General features: G+C 67.2%; 17 protein-coding genes. 8 read left to right on the top strand and 9 right to left on the bottom strand.

Going from position 1 to position 21,878, the window contains the following annotated elements; all coding sequences use genetic code 11:
• Positions 1-819: tyrosine-type recombinase/integrase (locus WC597_RS07625; protein ID WP_372692738.1), on the bottom strand; the 819-nt coding region annotated here is incomplete at its 3' end.
• A 438-nt stretch (positions 820-1,257) separates the two neighbouring features.
• Between WC597_RS07625 and WC597_RS07620 the strand changes: the two genes are divergently transcribed.
• Both WC597_RS07620 and WC597_RS07615 read left to right on the top strand, forming a co-directional pair.
• On the top strand, positions 1,258-1,671 hold the full coding sequence (locus tag WC597_RS07620) for a DUF2231 domain-containing protein (RefSeq protein WP_372692737.1): 414 nt from the start codon (positions 1,258-1,260) through the stop codon (positions 1,669-1,671).
• Positions 1,668-2,975: a sorbosone dehydrogenase family protein gene (locus tag WC597_RS07615; RefSeq protein ID WP_372692736.1), complete on the top strand. Its 1,308-nt coding sequence runs from the start codon at positions 1,668-1,670 to the stop codon at positions 2,973-2,975. Before WC597_RS07620 ends, WC597_RS07615 begins: the two co-directional genes overlap by 4 nt.
• A 16-nt stretch (positions 2,976-2,991) precedes the next feature.
• Here the strand turns inward: WC597_RS07615 and WC597_RS07610 are convergent, their stop codons facing one another.
• On the bottom strand, positions 2,992-3,519 hold the full coding sequence (locus tag WC597_RS07610; RefSeq protein WP_372692735.1) for a MarR family winged helix-turn-helix transcriptional regulator: 528 nt from the start codon (positions 3,517-3,519) through the stop codon (positions 2,992-2,994).
• A 64-nt stretch (positions 3,520-3,583) separates the two neighbouring features.
• Here WC597_RS07610 and WC597_RS07605 point away from each other — a divergent pair, with 64 nt between their 5' ends.
• The 3 genes from WC597_RS07605 to WC597_RS07595 are packed head-to-tail and all read left to right on the top strand — an operon-like array spanning position 3,584 to position 8,253.
• A complete protein-coding gene (locus WC597_RS07605) occupies positions 3,584-5,359 on the top strand; it encodes an N-acetylglutaminylglutamine amidotransferase (RefSeq protein WP_372692734.1) in 1,776 nt (591 codons plus the stop codon).
• Positions 5,349-7,118: an N-acetylglutaminylglutamine synthetase gene (gene ngg / locus WC597_RS07600; protein ID WP_372692733.1), complete on the top strand. Its 1,770-nt coding sequence runs from the start codon at positions 5,349-5,351 to the stop codon at positions 7,116-7,118. The genes WC597_RS07605 and ngg overlap by 11 nt, the downstream gene beginning before the upstream one ends.
• Before the next feature lie 10 nt (positions 7,119-7,128).
• Positions 7,129-8,253, top strand: coding sequence for an osmoprotectant NAGGN system M42 family peptidase (locus WC597_RS07595; RefSeq protein WP_372692732.1), 1,125 nt, complete (start codon positions 7,129-7,131; stop codon positions 8,251-8,253).
• 181 nt (positions 8,254-8,434) lie between these two features.
• Here WC597_RS07595 and WC597_RS07590 read toward each other — a convergent pair whose 3' ends face one another.
• The 6 genes from WC597_RS07590 to WC597_RS07565 form a co-directional block, all read right to left on the bottom strand.
• Positions 8,435-11,440 carry a TonB-dependent receptor gene (locus WC597_RS07590; protein ID WP_372692731.1) on the bottom strand — a complete coding sequence of 1,002 codons (3,006 nt, stop codon included), beginning with the start codon at positions 11,438-11,440 and terminating at the stop codon, positions 8,435-8,437.
• 72 nt (positions 11,441-11,512) lie between these two features.
• Positions 11,513-12,505, bottom strand: coding sequence for a FecR domain-containing protein (locus WC597_RS07585; RefSeq protein WP_372692730.1), 993 nt, complete (start codon positions 12,503-12,505; stop codon positions 11,513-11,515).
• Positions 12,506-12,592: 87 nt separating this feature from the next.
• On the bottom strand, positions 12,593-13,174 hold the full coding sequence (locus WC597_RS07580; protein ID WP_372692729.1) for an RNA polymerase sigma factor: 582 nt from the start codon (positions 13,172-13,174) through the stop codon (positions 12,593-12,595).
• A gap of 45 nt (positions 13,175-13,219) precedes the next feature.
• Positions 13,220-15,973, bottom strand: a complete 2,754-nt coding sequence (locus WC597_RS07575) for a TonB-dependent receptor (protein WP_372692728.1) — start codon at positions 15,971-15,973, stop codon at positions 13,220-13,222.
• 141 nt (positions 15,974-16,114) lie between these two features.
• Positions 16,115-17,950 (bottom strand): Ca2+-dependent phosphoinositide-specific phospholipase C, encoded by a 1,836-nt coding sequence (locus WC597_RS07570; RefSeq protein WP_372692727.1) that lies wholly within the window; start codon positions 17,948-17,950, stop codon positions 16,115-16,117.
• 154 nt (positions 17,951-18,104) lie between these two features.
• A complete protein-coding gene (locus WC597_RS07565; RefSeq protein WP_372692726.1) occupies positions 18,105-18,479 on the bottom strand; it encodes a hypothetical protein in 375 nt (124 codons plus the stop codon).
• Positions 18,480-18,696: 217 nt separating this feature from the next.
• Here WC597_RS07565 and WC597_RS07560 point away from each other — a divergent pair, with 217 nt between their 5' ends.
• The 3 genes from WC597_RS07560 to WC597_RS07550 are packed head-to-tail and all read left to right on the top strand — an operon-like array spanning position 18,697 to position 21,178.
• The gene (locus tag WC597_RS07560; protein ID WP_372692725.1) at positions 18,697-19,044 is read left to right on the top strand and encodes a hypothetical protein; all 348 of its coding nucleotides are present in this window, start codon (positions 18,697-18,699) and stop codon (positions 19,042-19,044) included.
• Positions 19,044-19,724, top strand: coding sequence for a response regulator transcription factor (locus WC597_RS07555; RefSeq protein WP_372692724.1), 681 nt, complete (start codon positions 19,044-19,046; stop codon positions 19,722-19,724). Before WC597_RS07560 ends, WC597_RS07555 begins: the two co-directional genes overlap by 1 nt.
• Complete coding sequence (locus tag WC597_RS07550) at positions 19,721-21,178, top strand: sensor histidine kinase (protein WP_372692723.1); 1,458 nt, start codon at positions 19,721-19,723, stop codon at positions 21,176-21,178. The genes WC597_RS07555 and WC597_RS07550 overlap by 4 nt, the downstream gene beginning before the upstream one ends.
• Here the strand turns inward: WC597_RS07550 and WC597_RS07545 are convergent.
• Positions 21,175-21,870 (bottom strand): Crp/Fnr family transcriptional regulator, encoded by a 696-nt coding sequence (locus WC597_RS07545; RefSeq protein ID WP_372692722.1) that lies wholly within the window; start codon positions 21,868-21,870, stop codon positions 21,175-21,177. The genes WC597_RS07550 and WC597_RS07545 overlap by 4 nt on opposite strands.
• Positions 21,871-21,878: the final 8 nt, after the last annotated feature.

Here is a 21,878-nt window from a genome sequence, read left to right as displayed (position 1 = left end):
CAGGTCCATGCCTGCGATTTCGGTCCGGCGCTGCAAGAGCAGGAGCGCAAGCTGCAAGGCGATGCGGACGGGTCTGCTTACATAGACGCTGTCGCCTCGGGGTGTACGCAATGGAGTGTGGCCAGCTAAGGCTTTCCAGAGCAGTCGCAGCTCCGGGTCCTTCCAGACTCGGCGGCGAGGCTTGGCGGAGTGCAGCGCCGCGAACCCCATGGCTGGGTTGATCTCGACCAACTCCTCGCCAATGCCGAAGTTGAAGACTTGACGAATGAGCGCCTGGACACGGTTGGTTTGCGCCCCGATCCCTTTCGCCGTCATGTCGCGAAGCAGCGCCTTGATCGTCGAGCGCTTGATGCTCGCAAGTGGCTGGTTTGAGAGGACAGGTTCAATATGCCGCTCAGACAGACGCTTTTCATATTTGAGGGTCGTCGCGCGCTTCCGCTTGCGTTTAGGCTGCCACTCACCGGTTTCGCACGCGACCCAGTAGGCTGCGAGCAGCTTGCCAAACGTGTCCAGGGCCTCAAGCCTCGCCTGTTCCTTGATCAGCTGACGTTCGCGAACGGGATCGCCGCCATGTCCGATCATTTCGCGCAGACGACCCGCTTCAAGTCGCGCTGTGCGAAGGTTCACCGTCGGAAACTCTCCAAGGCGATGACGGGCGTGTCGTCCATCTGCGGCACGATATCGCATCGCCCATGACTTGGTTGTCCCAGTGACCCGCAGATGCAGGCCCGGACAGTTTTGATCGAAGATTTCCAGTCGCTGATTGGGGACGCCTTTGATGGCGTGGATGTATCGGTCGGTCAGCGCTATGGTCGGCATGACACAGAATCCCTCCGCAGGATCTGGGGTACGCTGGGGGTGCAGCGTGCAGAAACTCGAGGTTACGCCGTGATAAACGGAAAACAACCAAATTGTTGATTACATGGGCAAGTGAATAAGATTGAGAACAGTTGAAACAACGTGAAATAGACGATTTACCTGTTCCTAAAGCCGAGGTCGGGGGTTGGAGTCCCTCCGGGGTCGCCACCCCTACTAATCTCGTCAATAAAATCATGCCGCTAATGGTGAGGCGTCTAACCGTTTAGACGCGGCTGGCGATGTTGACCTGGGCGTTCATTGGCGAGGCGTCGGTATCCTTGATGCTTCTCGTGCTGCTTCAGCCACGGTCACGCGCAACGACGCAGCGCCGATATCTCAGGCGTTTGAACCATTTCGCGATCAGACGGTTAGCCAAGCTGACTTCAGGGAGAGGGCGGCATGAGCACCCACGGACTATCAGGCGCGGTCGTCCGACCGCTGCACGGCCTGTTGCTGGCGTTTCCGATCGCCTTGTTCATCTTCGCCCTGTTCACCGACATCGCCTATCTGAAGACGGCCGAGGTTCAGTGGACCAACTTCTCGGCCTGGTTGATCACCGGCGCTCTGGTGTTCGGCGGGTTGGCGGGGGTCTTTTCTATCCTCGATTTCATTTTCGGCCGGTCGCGTCGCGCGCTGATCCATGTCATCGCCCTGGCCCTGGCCTGGATGTTGGGCCTGGTGAACGCCTTCAAGCACAGTCAGGATGCCTGGAGCTCGGTCGGCGCCTTCGGCCTGATCCTGTCCATCCTCTGCACAATCCTGGTTCTGGTCGCCGGCTGGACCGCCTATGCCGCGCGGGAAAGCGTCCGATGAACAAGAACCTTCTCGCCGCCAGCGCCGCGACCCTCGCCATGGCCCTGACCGTCGCCTCGTGCGGGAACGCCAGCGATCCCAAGCTGAACCAGACCGGCGCCACGCCCGACCTGCCCCAGGTCAACGAGACCCTGGTTCCGGCGATGAAGATCAGCCCGCCTGCCGGCTGGAACGGCGAGACGCCGATCGTGCCTGCCGGCTTCACCGTCAGCGCCTTCGCCACAGACCTCAAAATCCCGCGCCAGATGCTGGTCCTGCCCAACGGCGACGTCCTGATCGCCGAGGGGCGCGGCGGCCACGCTCCGGCCATGCGGCCCAAGGACGTGATCGCCGGCGTTATCAAGAAACAGGGCAACACCAAGATCGCCGGCGGCAACCGCATCACCCTGCTGCGCGACGCCAATAACGACGGCGTGCCAGAACTGCGCACCGTTCTGGTCGAGAACCTGGATGCACCCTACGGCATGGCCTATGTGGACGGCTTCCTCTACGTCGCCGAACAGGGGGCGCTGGTTCGCTTCGCCTTCCAGCCGGGCCAGACCGGCATCGCGACGCCGGCCCAGCGGGTCACCGCGTTGCCCTCGCGGATCAACCACCACTGGACCAAGTCCCTGACCGTGAGCGCCGACGGGACCAAGCTGTATGTCGGCATCGGCTCCAACTCCAACATCGGCGAACGCGGCATGGCCGTGGAGGAAGAGCGGGCCGTGGTCTGGGAAATCGACCGCGCGACCGGCGCGCGCCGCACCCTCGCCACCGGCATCCGCAACCCGACCGCCCTGGCGATCGAGCCGACGACCAGCCTGTTGTGGTCGGTGGTCAACGAGCGTGACGAACTGGGTCCGCAACTGGTGCCGGACTACCTGACCCAGGTGAAGGACGGCGCCTTCTACGGCTGGCCCTACAGCTATTGGGGCCAGAACCGCGATCCGCGCGTGATGCCGCAGAACCCGGAGATGGTCGCCAGGGCCATCCCGCCTGACTACGCCCTGGGTTCGCACGTGGCGGCGTTGGGTATCGACTTCGCCCGCAATGGCGGCTTTGGCGGCGCGTTCTCGAACGGCGCCTTCATCGGCATGCACGGCAGCTGGAACCGCCAGGACCCGTCCGGCTACAAGGTCGCCTGGGTGCCCTTCAACGGTGGTCGCCCCGCCGGCCCGCCGGTCGATTTCGCCACGGGCTTCCTGAAGAACGGCGAGGCGCGCGGCCGCCCCGTCGGCGTGGCGTTCGACCCGAACAAGCGCGTTCTGCTGGTCGCCGACGACCTGTCCAACACGGTGTGGCGCATCGCTCCGAGGGGTTAAGAGGCACGGGAGGGTTTCAAGCCTGATCGTGCGGCGAGGCAGGTCCGTCATCCACGCCGCCTTGCCCCGAAGCCGGCGATGTCCGCACCTGCATCATCGTCGCCAGGCGATCCACGGCCATCGCCATGGCGGCCTGGTCTTCCAGGGACAGGCGGGCCAAGCCAGTGATGAAGCCGTCGCCGAGCAGGCCGGGAGAGGTGCTCAGCGCCTGTCGTCCCGCATCCGTCAGCCGCATATGGACGACGCGGCGGTCGATGGTGGAGCGATAGCGGACAGCCATCCCCTTGGCCTCCAGCTTGTCCAGCACGGCGACCACGGTCGGGGGCGACATGGAGACGTCGCGCGAGATGGCGCTGGTGCTGACTTCGCCCAAAGCGCGAATGGATTGCAGCACAAGAAGTTGCGGCAATGTCAGGCCCGTCAGGCGCGCGATTTCTCGTGACCGGACGTCGATCGCCTGGGCGATGCGCCGGACCGACCGGACCAGGGATGCCGTGGGATCGACGGGCGCATCGGCGGTCGGCGCGGTCGGAAAATCGCTCATTCGGTTGAACTCTTTCGTGTCCGAACCATTTGTACGCGCTGCTTCCACAATTCAAGGAGGACCCATGTGCGGTCTTAGCGGCGAGATCAATTTCGACGGACGACCGGCCGACGCCGGCGCCGTTCAACGCATGACCGATGCGCTCTCGCCGCGTGGACCGGACGGGTCCGGCATCGTGATGCGCGGCCCGGTGGGGCTGGGTCACCGCCGCCTGAAGATCATCGACCTGTCGGAAAAGGCGCAGCAGCCGATGGTGGACGCCGACCTGGGCGTGACCCTGGCGTTCAACGGCTGCATCTACAACTATCCCGAACTGCGCGAAGAGCTGCAGGGGATGGGCTTCCGCTTCTTTTCGCACGGCGACACCGAGGTCATCATCAAGGCCTGGAAGGCCTGGGGCGAGGCCTGCGTCGAGCGATTCAAGGGCATGTTCGCCTTCGTCCTGCATGAACGCGACACCGGCCGCACCGTGATCGCCCGCGACCGGTTCGGCATCAAGCCGCTGTATCTGGCCGAGCAGGGCCAGCGGCTGCGCTTCGCCTCGACCCTGCCGGCCCTGCTGGTGGCGGGCGATGTGGACAAGACCATCGATCCGGTCGGCCTGCACCACTACATGACCTTCCACGCCGTGGTGCCGCCGCCGCACACCATCCTGAAGGGCGTGAAGAAGTTCCCGCCGGCGACCATCCGCGTGATCGAGGCGGACGGAACGGCCAAGGACCGCCTCTACTGGCAGCCCGACATGATCCGCCACGCCGAGGACGCGTCCATGACGGCCGATGACTGGCGCGACCGGGTTCTGGACAGCCTGCGCGAGGCGGTGAAGCGCCGCATGGTCGCGGACGTGCCGGTCGGCGTCCTGTTGTCGGGCGGTGTGGATTCCAGCCTGATCGTCGGCCTGCTGGCCGAACTGGGCCAGAAGGATCTGATGACCTTCTCGGTCGGCTTCGAGGAAGCCAATGGCGAGAAGGGCGACGAGTTCGTCTATTCCGACCTGATCGCCAAACACTATGGCACCAAACACCACCAGATCTTCGTGCCGCACCAGCGCCTGATGGAGGCCCTGCCCGGCACCATCGGCGCCATGTCCGAGCCGATGGTTTCTTACGACAACGTGGGCTTCTATCTGCTGAGCCAGGAAGTCTCGAAACATATCAAGGTGGTGCAGTCGGGCCAGGGCGCCGACGAGGTCTTCGCCGGCTATCACTGGTATCCGCCGATGCTGGGCGCGACCGACCCGGTCGAGACCTACGCCAAGGCCTTCTTCGACCGCAGCCACGCGACGCTGAAGACCCAGCTGAACGGCGCCTATATGGCCGACACCGACGTCAGCCGCGCCCTGGTCGAGGCTCATTTCGCCCAAGGTCGCGCGGCGACCCCGGTCGATCAGGCCCTGCGTCTGGACAGCCAGGTGATGCTGGTCGACGATCCGGTGAAGCGCGTGGACAATATGACCATGGCCTGGGGTCTGGAGGCGCGCGTGCCCTTCCTCGACCACGAGTTGGTCGAACTGGCGGGCCGCATCCCGCCCGAGCACAAGCTGTCTCAGGGCGGCAAGGGGGTGCTGAAGGAGGCCGCCCGCCTGGTGATCCCGTCCGAGGTGATCGACCGCAAGAAGGGCTATTTCCCCGTCCCGGCGCTAAAATACATCCAGGGCCCTTATCTGGAGATGGTGCGCGAGGCCCTGACCAACCAGGCGGCGCGCGACCGAGGCCTGTTCGAGCCCGCCTATCTGGATACCCTGTTCGCCAATCCGACCGAGCACATCACGCCCCTGCGCGGGTCGGAGCTGTGGCAGGTCGCGGTCCTCGAAATGTGGATGCAGCAGCATGGCGTCTGACATCCGCCCCGAGCGGTCAAAGGCGCACCGGCTCAAACGCCTGCGCCACGAAGGCCTGAAGCCCCCGGTCCAGTCCGGCGATGGACCTGAGCCCGACGCCGTGCTGGATTGCGGCTGGGGGCGGCTGCTGTTCGCCCAGACCTTCGAGACGGCCGAGCCTCTGGTTGAGGCCTTGCGCGCCGAGGGGCCGGACCGGCGCGACATCGCCTTCTATGTTCGCAATCCGCACGTCCTGCTGGCCTCGGCGCCGCAGGAGCTGTTCCTGGATCCGTCGCACACCTATCGGCTGGAACTGGCCACCTATCGCGCCAGCCGCCGCCAGCCGCGGGGCTTCACCGTGCGCCGGCTGACGTCGGAAATGGACGCCCAGGCGGTCAACGACATCTACGCCAAGCGCAAGATGGTGCCGGTTCCGCCCGACTTCTTCTGGTCCCATCGCGACGACCGGACCATCACCTATTTCGTCGCCGAGGATACGGCGACCGGCGTGGTCATCGGCACCGTGACGGGCGTCAACCATGCCCGCGCGTTTCAGGATCCCGAGTGCGGCTCGTCTCTCTGGTGTCTGGCGGTCGATCCCCAGGCGACCCAGCCCGGCGTCGGCGAGGCTCTGGTCCGACGTCTGGCCGAGCATTTCAAGACGCAAGGCCTGGCGCACATGGACCTGTCGGTCATGCACGACAACGACCAGGCCATCGCCCTGTATGAGAAGCTGGGTTTTCGCCGCGTCTCCTTCTTCGGGGTCAAGCGCAAGAACCCGATCAATGAGGCCCTGTTCGTCGGCCCGACCGACGATCACGACCTGAACCCCTATGCCCGGATCATCGTCGACGAGGCGCGTCGGCGCGGCATCCACACCGAGATCATCGACGCCGAGGGCGGGCTGTTCCGCCTGAACTGGGGCGGTCGGTCGGTGCGGTGTCGCGAAAGCCTGTCGGAACTGACTTCGGCCGTGGCGCTCAGCATCTGCGACGACAAGCGCATGACGCGGCGCATCGTCGAGGCGGCCGGGGTGCGCGTGCCCGAGCGGATCGACCCCGAAAACCCCTCGGCCATCGATGCGGCTCTGGCCCGCTTCGGCGCCCTGGTCGTCAAGCCGGCGCGCGGCGAACAGGGGCAGGGCGTCGCGGTGGGCCTGACGACGATGAACGAAGTCCAGACGGCCCTGACCCGCGCGCGCCGCATCTGTTCCGAGGTTCTGATCGAGGAACAGGTCCAGGGCGAGGACCTGCGTCTGGTGGTGATCGACTACAAGGTCGTCGCCTGCGCCCTGCGTCGTCCGCCGCGCGTCATCGGCGACGGGCGCTCGACTCTGCGCACCCTGATCGAACATCAGAGCCGCCGCCGCGCCGCCGCGACCGGCGGGGAATCCACCATCCCCATCGACGGCGAGACCGAACGCACCCTGGCCGAGGCGGGCTATGGTCTCGACGACGTGGCGCCTGAGGGGGCCGAGGTGCTGGTGCGCAAGGCGGCCAATCTTCACCTGGGCGGCACCATCCACGATGTGACGGAGGAGGTGCATCCCGCCCTGATCCGCGCCGCCATCGCCGCCGCCCGCGCCATCGACATTCCGGTCACCGGCATCGACCTGATGGTGAAGTCGCCGCGCGAGCCTGACTACGCCTTCATCGAGGCGAACGAACGTCCCGGCCTGGCCAACCACGAACCCCAACCGACCGCAGAGCGTTTCGTCGATCTGCTGTTTCCCCTGTCCGCGCCGGCCGCCGCGCGGACATTCCCGAGATCCGAAGCCTGAAGGAGGCCCCTTGGCCCGCCCCGCGATAGACCTCGACTACCTGAAGGCCCGCCTGGCGGACCTGCTGAACACGCCCAGCCCGACCGGCTATACGGACGAGGCCGTCTGGCTCTTGTGCCGCGAGCTGGATCGGCTGGGCCTCGACTATGAAATGACCCGACGCGGCGCCATCCGCGCGCGCCTGCCGGGCCGTGTGCCAAAGCCGGCGCGGGCCATCGTCGCCCACGTCGATACCCTGGGCGCCCAGGTCAAACAGGTGAAGGCCAACGGTCGGCTGGAACTGGTCGCCATCGGTCACTGGTCCTCGCGTTTCGCCGAGGGCGCGCGGGCGACGATCTTTTCCGAAGGCGGCGCCTATCGCGGGACCATCCTGCCGCTGAAGGCGTCGGGCCACACCTTCAACGAGGAGGTGGACACCCAGCCGGTGAACTGGCCCCAGGTCGAACTGCGCATCGACGCCGTGACCCATGGCCGAGACGACACCCTGGCCCTGGGCGTGGACGTCGGCGACATCGTCGCCATCGACCCCCAGCCCGAGTTCATCGACACTGGCTTCATCGTCTCGCGCCATCTGGACGACAAGGCGGGCGTCGCCACCCTGCTGGCCGCGCTGGAATGCATGATCCGCGAGGAGCGGACGCCCACGGTCGACACCTGGTGGCTGTTCACCATCGCCGAGGAGGTCGGGCTGGGCGCCTCGTCCGTGCTGATCCCGGATGTGGCCGCCATGGTCACGGTGGACAATGGCACGACCGCGCCGGGCCAGAACTCGTCCGAGTTCGGCGTCACCATCGCCATGGCCGACCAGACAGGGCCCTTCGACTGGCACCTGTCGCGCAAACTGGTCCAGCTGGCCCGCGACCACAACATCCCGCACCAAAAGGACGTGTTCCGCTATTACCGCTCGGACTCGGCCTCGGCGCTGGAGGCGGGCGCCGACATCCGCACGGCCCTGGTCACCTTCGGCATCGACGCCAGCCACGGCTACGAACGCATCCACGAAAGCGCGCTGGAAGACCTCTCGCGCCTGCTGATCGCCTATGCCGAAAGCGACGTCGAAATCGGCCGTGACGCCAAACCCATGAGCGGCGTGAAAGGCTTCACCCACCAGCCGCTGGATGAGGAGCGGGAGTAGCGCGTTCGTCAGAGCAAGGCAGATGCCGGCCAGGTGAAGGGCGCCTCGACGTCCGCTCTTGACCCTGCTCGTGCTGCCGACGTTTGCCGCCAAGGCGGTGCGGCGGTGCGGCGGTGCGGCGGTGCGGCGTCGCAAGGAGGAGGATCAGGCGGACTGACCCCGTCGTACGCCGCGCCGACAGCTACCAGTTCAGCTCCAGGCCGAACGAAAGCTGTCGGCCGGCCGAGCCGATCTGGAGCAGGCGGGCGGGCGTGCGCTCATAGGCCAGGTCGCGCGTGTCGGTCAGGTTGACGGCGGCGATGGAAAGTCGGGTGCGGGCGTCGATCCGGTAGGTGGCCTGCGCGTCCAGATAGCCTGCGGGGCCGACGATGAAGGCCGATACGCCGCCGCCTTGCAGGTCGGCCTCGGAGCGGAAGGCGGACCGCCACGACCAGGACAGGTTCAGCGCAAAGGGGCCGCGTTCCAGGTAGGGATTGATCGACCAGGCCAGGTCCGAGACGCCGGTCAGCCGCTCACCGTCCGCCAGGCGGCTGTCGGTCCAGGTCGCGCTGGCCCAGACGCCTAGTCCGCCGCCCAATCGGTGGTGCAGGCCGGCCTCCAGTCCGTCGATCCGGGCGTGACCGACATTGCGCGGTCGCGACATCAGGACCGGCGCCTGGACCGCCGCGCCGGTCTGGGTCTCGAACGTCAGGGTCTCGGTCGCCCAGGTCGCCTGGATGAAGTCGCGGATCGTCTTGTGGAACAGGGCCAGGCTGAAACTGGTCCGGCGGCCGGTGACCTCATAGGACAGATCCAGATTGGTCGAGATGTATGGCGTCAGTTCGGGGTTGCCGCCGATGCCGCTGAAGATCACGCCTGGCTCGGGACTGTCGACGGCCGCCTGCCCATATTGGTAGATGGCCGAGACCAGAACGCTGGCGGGCACTGTGGAGGCGCGCAGGTCGGCCAGGGACGGGCGGGTGATTGTGCGCGACGCCGCCAGGCGCACGACGGCGTCGTCCGCGATGTCGAAGGCCAGGTTCAGACTGGGCAACAGGATCGCATCCTCGCCGTCGTGGGTCAGGGGCGTGACTTGCGCCACGCCGCCGACGGCAGACATGCGCGCGCCCTGGACATAGGTGCGTGTCCCGACCAGCCGCAGCCCGGCGTTGCCGAAATAGGACAGGCCGCCCCCGCGCCCGTCGAAGTCCGCCCGGACATAGGCCGCCGCAACCCGCTCCTCGACGCCGTAGGAATTCTGGAGGTCCGAGCCGGTCGGCGTCAGGTCGTCGGGCCGAAAGACCACGTCGTCGCGTTCGCCGGGCAGGACGAAGGCGGCGCGCAGCCGGTCGAACGCCGGCGTGATCCAGGGGCCCGGACGCGCCGCGATCAGGTCGGAAAACACATCCCCCGGCGTGGCGCTGTCATAGAGTTCGGCGATGTCGCCATGGCCGGGGCGCAAGGCCGCGCGTCGGTCGCGGCGCTGATAATCGCGGCTGCGCGTGCTGAACTGACCCCCCATCCGAACGGTCGAAAGCCGAAGGCCGCCCCAGGTTCGGTCCAGGGTGCGGCGGACGTCCAGAACTGCGGTCACGTCCTCGTCGCGGGACTGGACCGCCCTGATGTTCAACTGGGCCAGGACGAGCCGAGAGGGATCGAGCAGGTCGAAGTCAGTCGTCAGTCGGTCCGTTCGACGGGCGTCGGCGGCGCCGTTCAGATCGAAAACGTAGGCGACGCCTTCCGGTGACTGGACCGACAGTCGCTCCAGCGGCGTGTCGAGCACGGAGTGAGCGCTGGAGACGCTGAGCCGTGAGGTCAGCCGCCAGTTCCCGAGCTTCAGTTCGGCCCCCAGCGATGTGGCGATGTTCAGGTGCGACTGGTCCGAGAACTCGGTGTTGTTGTCGATCCGTCCGGCGGCGATTCGCCCCGCCGTTACGACCCCGTCCTGAACTCGCTGGATCGCGCCCGGCGTCGCCAACCGCTCGCCCAGGCCGAAGACCAGCCGGTCCTCGCGGATGGCGTTGTCGAAGGTCGAGACCAGGGCGTCGAGATCCAGGCGAAGGTCGGGCGACACCTGCCAGTCCGCGCCGACGAAACCGCTGCGGCGGCGTCGATCCTCGCTTTCGACCGTAGTGCGCAGGTCGTTGGGAACCGCCAGGGTGCGGCCGTCCACGACGATATCTCCATAGCGCATGACCTGAAACCGATCATAGCGGACCGACCTGTGCTCCTGTGAAAGACCGGCGACCAGGCCAGCGAAACCGCTCGATGAGACCCATCGTCCGCCTACGGACAGATCGGGGCTGATGCGTCCGTCGCGCGTTGTCGCCTCGCCGCCCAGCCGAAGCGTCAGGAAAGGATCGCCGTCCAGCCCGCCGGCCGTTTCGATGTCGATGTTGGAGCCTATGCCGCCCTCGGTCATGTCCGCCGTCGCGGACTTGGTCAGGCGCGCGCCCGCCAGCAGATCGACCGACAGGGCGCGAAACCGGAACTGCCGTCCGCTCTGGGTCGAGTTGCGGATATTCTCGTTGAAGGCCACGGGCGCGCCGTTCAGGGTCACGGACTGGAACAGCGGCCCCAGACCCCGCACGCTGACGAACTGACCCTCGCCGACCTCGCGCTCGATGGCCACGCCCGGCACGCGCTGCAGGGCCTCGGCCAGATTGGCGGAAGGCAGGTCGCCGATCCGTTCGGACGACAGTCCGTCGGAGATGACGTCGGCGTCGCGCTTGCGCCGCAAGGCTTCGTCGATCCGGTCCGACAGACGGCCGACGACCTCGACCGCTTCCAGTTCGGTCGTTTCGGGCGGGGGCGGCGCGGCCGGGGGGACTGTCGGGGCGACGGCCCAGATACGCACGCCCCGCGACCCGACGAAGCGATAGCGCAGGTCGGTCCCCTCCAGCATCCGCGCCAGTGCTGCGCGCCAGCTCATCCGCCCGTTGACCGGGCGTGTCCGCACGTCTCGCCCTGGACGTTGCACAAAGGCCAGTTCGCACCCAGCCTCCAGGCACAGACGCAACAGGGCGGCCGAGGCGTCCTGGCTGGCGATGTCGAAGGCTTGAATGCGCGACCCGGACTGCGCCCAAGCCGGGTGTGCCAAGGCCGGTTGTGCGAGCGCCGACATCACGGCGACGGTCGCAAACCCGCAGACGACGCGCCGTGGCTTGCGTCGCACGCCGGCGGGCAGCGATGCAGCGGGCGGTTTCAAACAACGAGCCTCGGGGAGATGTTCCGTGAAGCCCTTAGCGCAGTCCCATGACAGGTCTGCGATACGGCCGCCTCACTCCGCGCGGATCAGCCGGCGACCGTCCTGATCCTGTACGATGCGGATCGGCAGCAGGGCCGCCATCCGGTCCTCCAGCGCGTCCTCACCTTCAAGCGGCAGGACCACCGTCACGCGCGTCCGGCCAAGCACAGGATCGGCCAGGATCAGGGGATGGTCCGAGTAGCGGGCCACAGCGGCGACCACGGCCGACAGGGGCGCATCCTGAAACACCAGGCGACGCTTGCGCCAGGCCGTGGCGATCTCGACATCGGCGGCGGTCTTGCGGATGCCCGGCTTGCCCGGCTGAAAGTCCGCGCGCTCGCCCGGCGACAGCGTCAGGGCGCCGTCCAGCGCAGCCTTGGCCGTCACGTCGCGCGTCCCCACCGCGACCCGCCCCTGCAACAGCGAAATCTGCGCGCCGTCGCCTGTCAGGGCGGTGACGAAGCGCGTGCCGGTCACGATCACCCGACGATCCCCGACCGCCACCTGGAAAGGACGGGCGGTGTTGTGGGCCACCTCGAAATAGGCCGCGCCCCGCTCCAGCGTCGCACGGCGCGCATCGTCTGCCATTTTCACGCGGATTGCGGACCCGGCGTCCAGCGTCACCCGCGACCCGTCGTCCAGGGCGATGTCGGTGATCCGGCCGGGTGCGGCCTCGTAAAGCCGACCCTGTTCGGCGCCGTTCAACATCGGGACCAGCACCACCGCTGCGGCGACGGCCGCCATCGCGAGACCGCCCGCAAACAGAGGACGGCGCGTCACGGCGGTCTTCCGCTCGGTGCGACGCAGGGCCGCCAGGTCGCCGGCGAAGGCGCCCCGCAGCGGTTCCAGCGCGGCCTGGTCGGCCTTGGCCTGTTCATATTGACGCAGATGGTCGGGGTCGGCCTCCAGCCACGCCATCAAGCCCGCCTGTTCGCGCGCGCCCGCGCCCGGCCTCGCCATACGAGCCAGCCACGCTTCGGCCGTCCGTGGACCAGCGGCGATCAGGATGTTCAGGCGCTCCAGCATCAGCGTGGCGATTTCCTCTTCAATGCGCGGTGCAGGTCGCCTTTGCGGCCCGCCTCAAAAAGCACAACGATCCAGATGCGAGACACCTCAGTCGCCCCGCGATTTCTTCAGTTGACGGAGGGCTTCGGCGATATGTTTTTCGACCATACTGACCGAGACGCCCAGCCGTCCGGCGATCTGGCGATAGGTCAGGGCTTCGAACCGGTGCAGCAGAAAGGCGTCGCGTGTCTTGGGCGGCAGGGCGCAGATCACGGCGGCGGCGGCGGCCAGGTCCTGGCGGCGGATCAGGCCCGTCTCGGCGTCGGGCGTCTCGCTGGCGATCGCGCGCGGTCCGTTGTCCAGGTCATGGATGTCATGGGCGCTGCGTCGGGCGCTCTCGCGTCCGTCGGACTTCCATCGGTCCAGCTGGATGTTGCGCGCGATGACGAACAGCAGGGGCCGGGCGTCGGCGCTGTTCAGGTCGTGGCCAGCGCGGTGGAAGCGCACGAAGGCCTCCTGAACCACGTCCTCGGCGTCGCCGGCGCCGCGGGTCTTGCGCAGCAGATAGGCGACCAGATCGGCCCGCAGACGGTTCACCTCGGCCTCGACGCCGGTGTCCGGCGCAGGCGCAAAGACGCCCCCTCCTGAACAGGAGGAGGCGTCACGGCGAGGCGAACGCGCGGGGATCACGCGCTCGCCTGACAGTCAGGGCAGAGGTTCAGGTCCACGAACGGATCAGAACTCCATCCGCAGGCCCAGATTGATCCGGCGTCCCGACATTTCGTACATCGTGGGGAAGGACGGGTCCATCGTGTAGCCCTTGGTCGCCTCGTCGGTGACGTTGATGCCTTCCAGGTTGATCTGGATGGCGTCGGTCACGCGGTAGCTGGCCGACAGATCGACCTGGCCATAACCCTCGCGCCAGATCGGATACATTTCGTAGCCGATGGCTTCGACGTATTTGTCCTTGAAGTTGTAGGACGCCCGCGCCTGGAACCTGGCGTTCTCGTAGAACAGGGTGACGTTGTAGGTGTTGTCGGCCAGGCCGACCGGCGGGGTGGGAATACCCAGCTTCGACGTGCCGGTCAGCGAGCTGTCCAGAACGGTATAGTTGGCGTTGATCCCGAACCCTTCCAGCGGCGCGTAGAACTGGCCGAACGGCACCACGGCGACCAGCTCGACCCCGCTGACCTCATAGGAGCCCGGCTCGTTGATCGGCTGATAGACGTCGAAGGTATAGACGCCGTCGATCGTACCGTTGGCGTTGTATTTGGTCACGTTCGGCACGGTGCCCGTCAGGGCCTGACGCACCACGCCCTCGATTTCCTTCCAGAAGTACGAGACCGCCAGCAGGCCGCCGTCGCCCAGATATTGCTCCAGCCCGACTTCCCACTGTTTGGCGTAGGTCGGCTTCAGGTTGGGGTTGCCGTCGGTGAAGCGGAACGAGTTGAAGCTGGCCGTGCGCTTGTAGGCCAGGTCGGTCAGGGCCGGGCGGATCAGGGTCTCGGACGCCGCTGCGCGGAACACCAGGCTGTCGGTCAGTTCGGCCGTGACGTTCAGGCTGGGCAGGACCTTGTCATAGCCGCCGTCGCTGGAAATCGGCGCAGGCGTGAAACCGGTCGAACCGTTGGGGTTCTGGATCTGGTGATAGCCTGACGAGGTGATCGAGGTGTCGACATAACGCGCGCCGCCGTTGACCGAGACCGGAACCGGGCCGATGTCGAAGTTCAGATCCGCCATGGCGTAGAGCGACAGGACCTTTTCCGAAACTTCGTAATAGTCGCCGGGCGTGAACGGCGTGGAGAAGCCGTCGTAGCGGAAGGTGCGACGGGCATAGTCGTTCGACACCTGGCTCCAGTTCAGATCGCGAATGCTGAAGGCGCCGCCGGGAACCAGGTCGCCGATCGGCGTCAGTTCGCTTTGCGACATCGGACGGTTCAGATAGTCGACGCGGCCCGGCCCGGTCCCCTGGATGTTCAGGGCGCCGTACTGACGCTCCTTGGACTTGTCGGTATAGCGCGCGCCGACCTGGACACTGGTCAGGGCCGGGAAGAAATCCAGGCCCAGGTATTTGGTGAAGTCGATCTGGGCGGCGTATTTGTCGTCGGTGATCTGTTCCAGCGTCGTCTCATAGGCTTCGAACAGATAGCGCTGAGGCGAGTTGTACATGTCGATCGAGGCGGGGTTGGCGCTCTTGATCGTCTCGCCGCCGTCGGCGGTCCAGCGCGTCCGCGACGGCGCATAGGCGACGTGCTTCAGGTTGGCGTAGTCCAGCGTCTTCTCGGCGCCGGAATAGCCGGCCAGGGCGTGCAGTTTCCAGCTGTCGCCGCTCCAGTTCAGCTCGGTCCCGAACTGGCGATAGTCGGTCTCGTTGATCTGCTCCTTGCTTAGCATCTCGTGCTGGGTGGCGGTGTAGGAAACGTCGCGCAGCACCACCATGCCGTAGTCGGCCAGGGTGGTCTTGTCGAACTCGTGGATCGTCTCAAGCGTCGAACGGCTGGAGGCCGAATAGGCCGCCGCATCATACTGGTCTTCGGTGGTCTCGTAGCGGCCGATCAGGGCGTCGAACGCCAGGCTGAAGTTGGCCGACGGACGATATTGCAGCGACAGAGAGCCGCCCCACTGGTCCTGGGTGTTCAGATAGGCGCGGTCGCCCACCTTGTCCTGGAAGATGATCCGGTCGGTCTCGGCGGCGTTCAGACGATTGTTGACGATGACGCCGGCGTCGCGCGCCAAGACGGCCTGGGCCTGGTTGCCTCGCGTGCCGCTGGCGTTCAGGAAACGCGTCAGGGGACGGAAGTTGATGCCCGATTCCGAATCCGTGCGGTTGGTCCGACGTGCGGTCGAGAAGGACACCAGCGCGCCCCAGTCGCCCCAGGTGTCGCTGGCCAGGAACGACAATTTGGGATCGGTCTTTTCGGAGATGGAGTTGTAGGCGCCCTCGGCCGACGCCACGACGCGACGCCCCTCATAGTCGAACGGACGCGCGGTCGAGATGTTGACCGAACCGGCGATGCCGCCTTCCTCGTCCGCCGCGCGCGGGGACTTCTGGACCGTGACCTGCTGGATGATTTCAGAGGCGAAGATGTCGAACTCGACATCGCGGCCGCCGCTGCCCGAGGCGGTCGCCAGGCCGTTGATGGAGACGAAGGTGAACTCGCTGGGCAGGCCGCGCACCGACACGCGCTGGCCCAGGCCCCGGTTGCGTTCGATGGTCACGCCGGGGATGCGCTGCAGCGCCTCCGCCAGGTTCTGCTCGGGGAAGTTGGCCACGTCGGTCGCCACGATCGAGTCGGAGAAGCCGACCGTCTTGCGCTTGATGTCGACGGCCTCTTCCAGGCTGCGGCGATAGCTGCCGGTGACGATGATCTCGTCGACCTGGGACACATCAGACTGCGTCGCGACTTGATCGGCCGTTTGCGCGAACGCGGCGAACGGCGAGACGGCCGCGACGACCAGCGCCGTCGTGCCGAGAATTCGGTTCTTCATTTGGACTACCCCCAGAGAGCTTGACGCGTTTCACCCGCGAAACACGTCGACCGGCCCATGGCGTCACGCCGGCCGATCTACCGCCCTCAACGACGGCGTCACCCCGCCCCTCAGCGTGTGACAGCCGATTTCATCCAATGTTCACGGCGCTGTCGCGTTCGACCCCGCAACAGCCTCTGGACGGCCCCAGGCCAGCGCCGCCTGCACCTCCGCGCGCGCCGCCTCCATGTCGCGACGGAAGGTCTCCGAGCGTTGTTCGGCGCCATAGATGACCGCGCCCGACAGGATGCCGGCTTCGGCAGCGCTGTAGCTGTGGGAGCCGCAGATGAAGCGGCTTTCGGCGAACTCACGACCGCGGGCATACAGGGCGTCGGCCCGCTGGGGCGCCAGTTCGGCCAGGATCATGGCGATGTGCATCCCATGCGCCGAATGGCCCGACGGATAGTCGGGATTGCCCGCCAGGTGATTGCTCTTCGCCTCGCAGATCGGCAGTTCAGTGCCGATATAGGGCCGCTTGGTTCCCCAGTATTCCTTGGCCACGCCGACGACTGACCGGTCATCGCCCGATCGGTCCAGCAGGGCCGTCAGCACCGGCGCCTGTTCCGGCGTCAGGCGCACGCCCAGCGCCTGGGCGAAATGGTCGTATTTGTCACCCGTGACATCGGCGGTCGCTACGTCCCAGCGCGCCGTGCCCTGAAGCGCGCGGGTCTCGAGGAACACCTCGGCGTTGGCGCGGTCGCGGGGCGAGCCCGGCTCGGGCGGCGGGGCCAGCACCATCGTCAGGTCCGGCCGATCCCCTGGCGCCAGATAGCCGCGCACGGGCGCGCCCGTGATCATCTCGACCGCCAGCCCGTCGCAGCGCGCCGCAGCCCGCACCGGATTGCACGCCGCCGCCTGGGCGCCCGGCAGTCGCACCTCATAGGTCGGGAAGCGTGGATCGGCCCAATAGTAGTCGGTCGACACATATTGCGCCCCGCTGGCGAAGGCGGCGGTGCGGCGCGCCACGTCGGCAGCCCTGGCCTCGACCGTGTCGGCGTCGGCGCGGGTGCGTACGATGAAGCCCTGGCGCACGGCCGCGCGGATGCGATCCTGCTGGGCCACCGGATCGTTCAGCGTCAGATAGGCGGCGGCGGGGCTGGCCTCGTCGGTGTTGACGAACATCGCCCGGCCCTGAAGCGACGGCCGGCCGGCCGCATAGGCCGCGACCTTTTCCGGGCTTTCGTCCAGGGCGAAGAAGACCTTGCCGCGCGCCTCGCCCACCGTCGGCCATCCGCCTGCCAGCACGCCCTCGCGCAGGGTGGCGTGGTCGCCGCGCACCTGGTCCGGCGTGATCAGGCGACCGGCGTCGAACACCGCGCGAATCTCGGCGTCCAGCGCGTCCCAGGCCGCCGCGTCGAAAGCCATCGGCGACACGCCGCCCGGCATGGAGGCCGCGCCCGTCTTGGCGTTCAGCATGATCAGGATCGGCGCGTGATCGGGATGGGCGGTCGACCAGTCGCGAACCTGCGTCAGACAGGCGACGAAGGTCAGGCAGGAACTGCGAAAATCCACGTCGGGCATATGCAGCACCTTCATCCCGGGCCGCGACATGGCGTCCTGGAAGCGCGCGCTCGTCGGCGCGCTGTGGTCCGCCTGACCCAAAGCCGAGGCCGGACGCGCATAACGCCCGCCCTGGGGATCGTTCAGCACGTCGATCTCCAGCTGACGCGCGCCGGCGTCCAGTTGCTCCGTCAACGGACGATGAGCGTAGTCCAGCCCCATCGCGCGCGGATCGACCGCCGTCATCGCCGCCAGTTCCGCCTCGGGAATGGCCAGTTTGTAGCTGTTGTGGGTGCCGACCGCGGCGATGTCGTTCATCCGCAGCGACCGATCCATCCAGACCCGAGCACAGCCATCCCCGCCCGCCGCGCCCACATCGGCGGCGGCCGGATCGCAGGACGACGCGCCCAGAAGCAGGGCGATGACAAGAGCGCTCATGATCGATCTCCGGGGGGACGCCGCTGGAAATCGCGCGTCCTTCAGACAACGACCGTGAACCACGCTTCCTCAACAGCGGCGTGACAGGCGCCGCGTGAACGCAAAAGGGCGCGACTTTTCGGCCGCGCCCTCAGGGCGTCAACGGGACGGGGCCTCAGCCGCGACGGTGGTCGCGGTCGTTGCGCTCGTTGCGGATCTGGGCCGACAGGCGGTCGAAGCGACGGTCCAGGTCCTGGCGCTCCCAGGCGGTCAGGCCGCCGCGGCGATAGTTGGCTTCCAGGCGCAGCAGGCTGTTGAACTCGCCGCGCAGGCGGGTGGATTCACGACGGCTGATCTGACCATTGCGGACGCTCTGGTCGATGCGGCGGTCCAGGTTGGCCTGACGGGCGTTGATCGACTGCCACGAGCCATAGCCGGCGTGCTGGGCGCCATGATGGGGCGGGGGCGGACGGTTGTAGGACTGGGCGAAGGACGGGGCGGCGACCGAGGCGGCGGCCAGGACGAGGGCGGGGACGATGAGCTTGCGCATAGCGATCTCCTCAAATGTTCTATCGGTCGGGGTGACCAGCGATGAGGAAAGTTGACCACCCGGCGACTGAGCCGGTTCTGAACAGCGACGATCAGGTTCGGTTCATCGGCATGACAAGGACGACAGGATCGGCGTTCGCCGGTTTGGCGCGAAGGTCGCTTTAAACTATACGACGTATTCAGCGCCCGTTCAGATGATTGGGCCTAGATCGGTCGCCATGTCCCGTAAACCCGCCAGTCTTATCCTCGCTCCCCCGGCCCTGGCCTTGGCTTTGACCCTGGCCTTTGCTCCCGTCATGACGACGCAGGCGCTCGCCCAGTCGCGCGACCCGGATCCTCGCTCGCAGGACCGCGGCCCCCGCGTCAGCCCGGACGAGGCGCGTCGTCGTGGCGGCGAGGCCGGGGGCGGCCGACCGATCGACACCCAGCCGCGCCGCGACGGCAACTATTCCGTCCTGGTCGAGCGCGACGGCCGCGTGCGCGAGGTCGTGGTCGACGGCCGGACCGGCCAGGCCCGTCAGGGCGGCTCGGACGACAACAACAATCAACGTCGCAGGCCCAACTGATGCGCGTGCTTCTGGTCGAGGACGACGCGGACCTGTCGCGTCAGCTGAAGGCGGCGTTGGGCGACGCGGGCTATGCCGTGGATCACGCCCCGGACGGCGAGGAAGCCCATTATCTGGGCCAGAACGAACCCTATGACGTCATCGTCCTGGACCTGGGCCTGCCCAAGATCGACGGGGTGTCGGTGCTGGAACGCTGGCGCCGCGAAGGCAAGGCCACGCCGGTCCTGATCCTGACGGCGCGCGGCGCTTGGTCGGACAAGGTGGCGGGCTTCGACGCCGGCGCCGACGACTATCTGACCAAGCCCTTCCATACCGAGGAGCTGCTGGCGCGCCTCAGGGCGCTTCTGCGCCGGTCGGCCGGCATCGCCTCGGCGACCCTGGCGTGCGGCGGTTTAAGACTGGATCCACGCGCGGCGCGGGCCAGCGTCAACGGCGAACCCCTGCGCCTGACCTCGCTGGAATACCGGCTGCTGCACTATATGATGATGCACCAGGGGCGGGTCATCAGTCGCACCGAACTGGTCGAACATCTGTACGATCAGGACTTCGACCGCGACTCCAACACCATCGAGGTCTTCATCGGCCGGGTGCGCAAGAAGGTCGGATCGGACCGGATCGAGACCGTGCGCGGCCTCGGCTATCGGCTGACGCCTCTGGCGGGCGAATCCGAAGCGGCGTGACCGGCCAGGCGGCTTCGAACCGACGAGCCAAACGACCCCAGGATTGGGGCCGCTGGTTCGGGCGGCCCGGCCGTTCGCTGACCCGGCGGCTGATCTGGCTGGCCTCGGCCTGGATCCTGGTGGCCCTGGTCGTCGCCGCCCTGGTCCTGACCCAGGCCTTCCAGGAATCGGCGTTGCGGCGTCTGGGGGCCATGCTGAACGAGACCATCGACGAGATCGTGGTCGGCGCCAGCCGCACGCCTCACGGGGGCTTGGCGCCCCAGATCCAGGACGCCCGCACGCTGCGCCTGCTGTCGGGCAAATACTGGCAGATCATGGAGGTGCGGCCGGATGGGCGGCTGGTCAGCCTGGCGCGCTCCAACTCGCTGTGGAGCTATGATCTGACCCTGCCGCCCGACCTGCCCGAACGGCTGAATGCGGCGTTCGGGGACGTCATCACCTTCAACACCACCGGCCCCAAGGGCGACGCCGAGACACGCGAGCCGTTGCGCGTCGCCGCCAGCATGAAGTCCATCCCACGGCACGAACATCCGGTAATCTTCATCGCCGCAATCGACCGATCCGAGGTGGACGCCGACACGCGCCAGTTCGCCCGCGTCACCTTGACGGCGCTGTTGATCCTGGGCCTGGGCCTGGTGTCGGCGGTCTTCATCCAGGTTCGGATCGGCCTGCGCCCCCTGTTCGACCTGCGCGACGAGATCGCCGATGTGCGCAAGGGCAAGTCGGCCCGGATCGGACGATCCTATCCGCTGGAGATCAAGCCCCTGGCCGAACAGGTCAATCGTCTGCTGGACCACAACCAGGAGGTCGTGGACCGCCAGCGCACCCACGTCGGCAACCTGGCCCATGCGCTGAAGACGCCGATCTCCGTCATGCTGGCCGAGGCGGGGACCACCCAGGGCGACCTGCCCGAACTGGTGCGGCGTCAGACCAAGGTCATGCAGGGCCAGGTCGATCACCACCTGCGTCGCGCCCGCGCCGCCGCCCGCGCCGCCCACGGCCTGGGCGAGACCACGCCTGTCGCCGAGGTGCTGGACGAGCTGGCTGTGATGATCGAACAGGTGTTCCGCGCCAAGGACGTCGAGATCGACTGGCGTGCGCCCGACAGTCTGTCCTTTCTGGGCGAGCGTCAGGATCTGCAGGAAATCCTGGGCAATCTGATCGAGAACGCCGCGAAGTTCTCCAAACGCCGGGTTCGCATCTCGGCCGGCGGCAACGGCCTGGGGCAGATGGTCCTGGTGGTCGAGGACGACGGCCAGGGTCTTCCCGCCGATCAGCGCGACACGGTCATGCAACGCGGCGCGCGGCTGGACGAGAGTGCGCCGGGCTCGGGCCTGGGCCTGTCGATCGTGGACGACCTGACCCGCGCCTATGGCGGTCGATTGACGCTGGCGGACAGCGACATGGGCGGGCTGAAGGCCGTGCTGGAACTGCCGGCCGCCCAGGCGGACTAGGGTTGGTCGCCGCCGCGACGGTGGCATTCGCAGGCCGCCCGTTCCAGCGCCGCCCGGTCCAGAACGGTGATCCGGCCGCGCGAATAGGCGATGGCGCCGGCCTTCTGCAGCCCCTGCGCCGCCTCGTTCACCGTGGTCCGCTGCGACCCCAGCATCGACGCCAGATACTCCTGCGTCAGGCTGAGCGTATCGCCCTCGACCCGATCGTGGCAGCGCAGCAGCCATTTGGCGAACCGCTGGCCGGCGTGGTGCAGGGCGTTGCAGGCGGTGGATTGCTCCAACTCGCCCTGAAGCCGCGCCATATAGTCGCCCACGGCGTCGCGCACGCCCGGCCGCTGGGCCGACAGGGCGCGAAAGCGCGCGGCATCCACCCGCCGCGCCGTGCCGGCGACCTGGGCCACGCTGCGGGTGTGGGCGTGGTGCGGCACGACCGAGGCGACGACGCCCAGCACGCCCTCGCGCCCGATCATCACCGTCTCCACCGTGCGCCCATCCTCCAGCACCGCCACCGAGGAGCAGAAGCCGCTGTCGATGAAATACAGGTGTTCGATGGCGTCGTCCGGCTCGTTGAACACATGGCCCAGGGCGAATTCGACGGGCGCAGCGATCGCCGCAAGGGCGTCGCGATCTTCGGGATTCAGGTCGTGGATCAACCGGTTGCCCGGCGGGAGGCTGCGCATGAGTTCGCGCATAAGGCGAT

Source organism: Brevundimonas sp. (assembly GCF_041648115.1).
Classification (GTDB): domain Bacteria; phylum Pseudomonadota; class Alphaproteobacteria; order Caulobacterales; family Caulobacteraceae; genus Brevundimonas.
The sequence above is the reverse complement of the archived record's forward strand: the minus strand, read 5'-3'. Positions and strand labels throughout refer to the sequence as shown.

Coding starts and splice junctions, on each gene's coding strand:
- WC597_RS07615 (WP_372692736.1), top strand. CDS start 1,668: ATGAACAAGAACCTTCTCGCCGCCAGCGCCGCGACCCTCGCCATGGCC.
- WC597_RS07585 (WP_372692730.1), bottom strand. CDS start 12,505: ATGCTGGAGCGCCTGAACATCCTGATCGCCGCTGGTCCACGGACGGCC.
- ngg (WP_372692733.1), top strand. CDS start 5,349: ATGGCGTCTGACATCCGCCCCGAGCGGTCAAAGGCGCACCGGCTCAAA.
- WC597_RS07545 (WP_372692722.1), bottom strand. CDS start 21,870: ATGCGCGAACTCATGCGCAGCCTCCCGCCGGGCAACCGGTTGATCCAC.
- WC597_RS07565 (WP_372692726.1), bottom strand. CDS start 18,479: ATGCGCAAGCTCATCGTCCCCGCCCTCGTCCTGGCCGCCGCCTCGGTC.
- WC597_RS07570 (WP_372692727.1), bottom strand. CDS start 17,950: ATGAGCGCTCTTGTCATCGCCCTGCTTCTGGGCGCGTCGTCCTGCGAT.
- WC597_RS07610 (WP_372692735.1), bottom strand. CDS start 3,519: ATGAGCGATTTTCCGACCGCGCCGACCGCCGATGCGCCCGTCGATCCC.
- WC597_RS07560 (WP_372692725.1), top strand. CDS start 18,697: ATGTCCCGTAAACCCGCCAGTCTTATCCTCGCTCCCCCGGCCCTGGCC.
- WC597_RS07555 (WP_372692724.1), top strand. CDS start 19,044: ATGCGCGTGCTTCTGGTCGAGGACGACGCGGACCTGTCGCGTCAGCTG.
- WC597_RS07605 (WP_372692734.1), top strand. CDS start 3,584: ATGTGCGGTCTTAGCGGCGAGATCAATTTCGACGGACGACCGGCCGAC.
- WC597_RS07620 (WP_372692737.1), top strand. CDS start 1,258: ATGAGCACCCACGGACTATCAGGCGCGGTCGTCCGACCGCTGCACGGC.
- WC597_RS07575 (WP_372692728.1), bottom strand. CDS start 15,973: ATGAAGAACCGAATTCTCGGCACGACGGCGCTGGTCGTCGCGGCCGTC.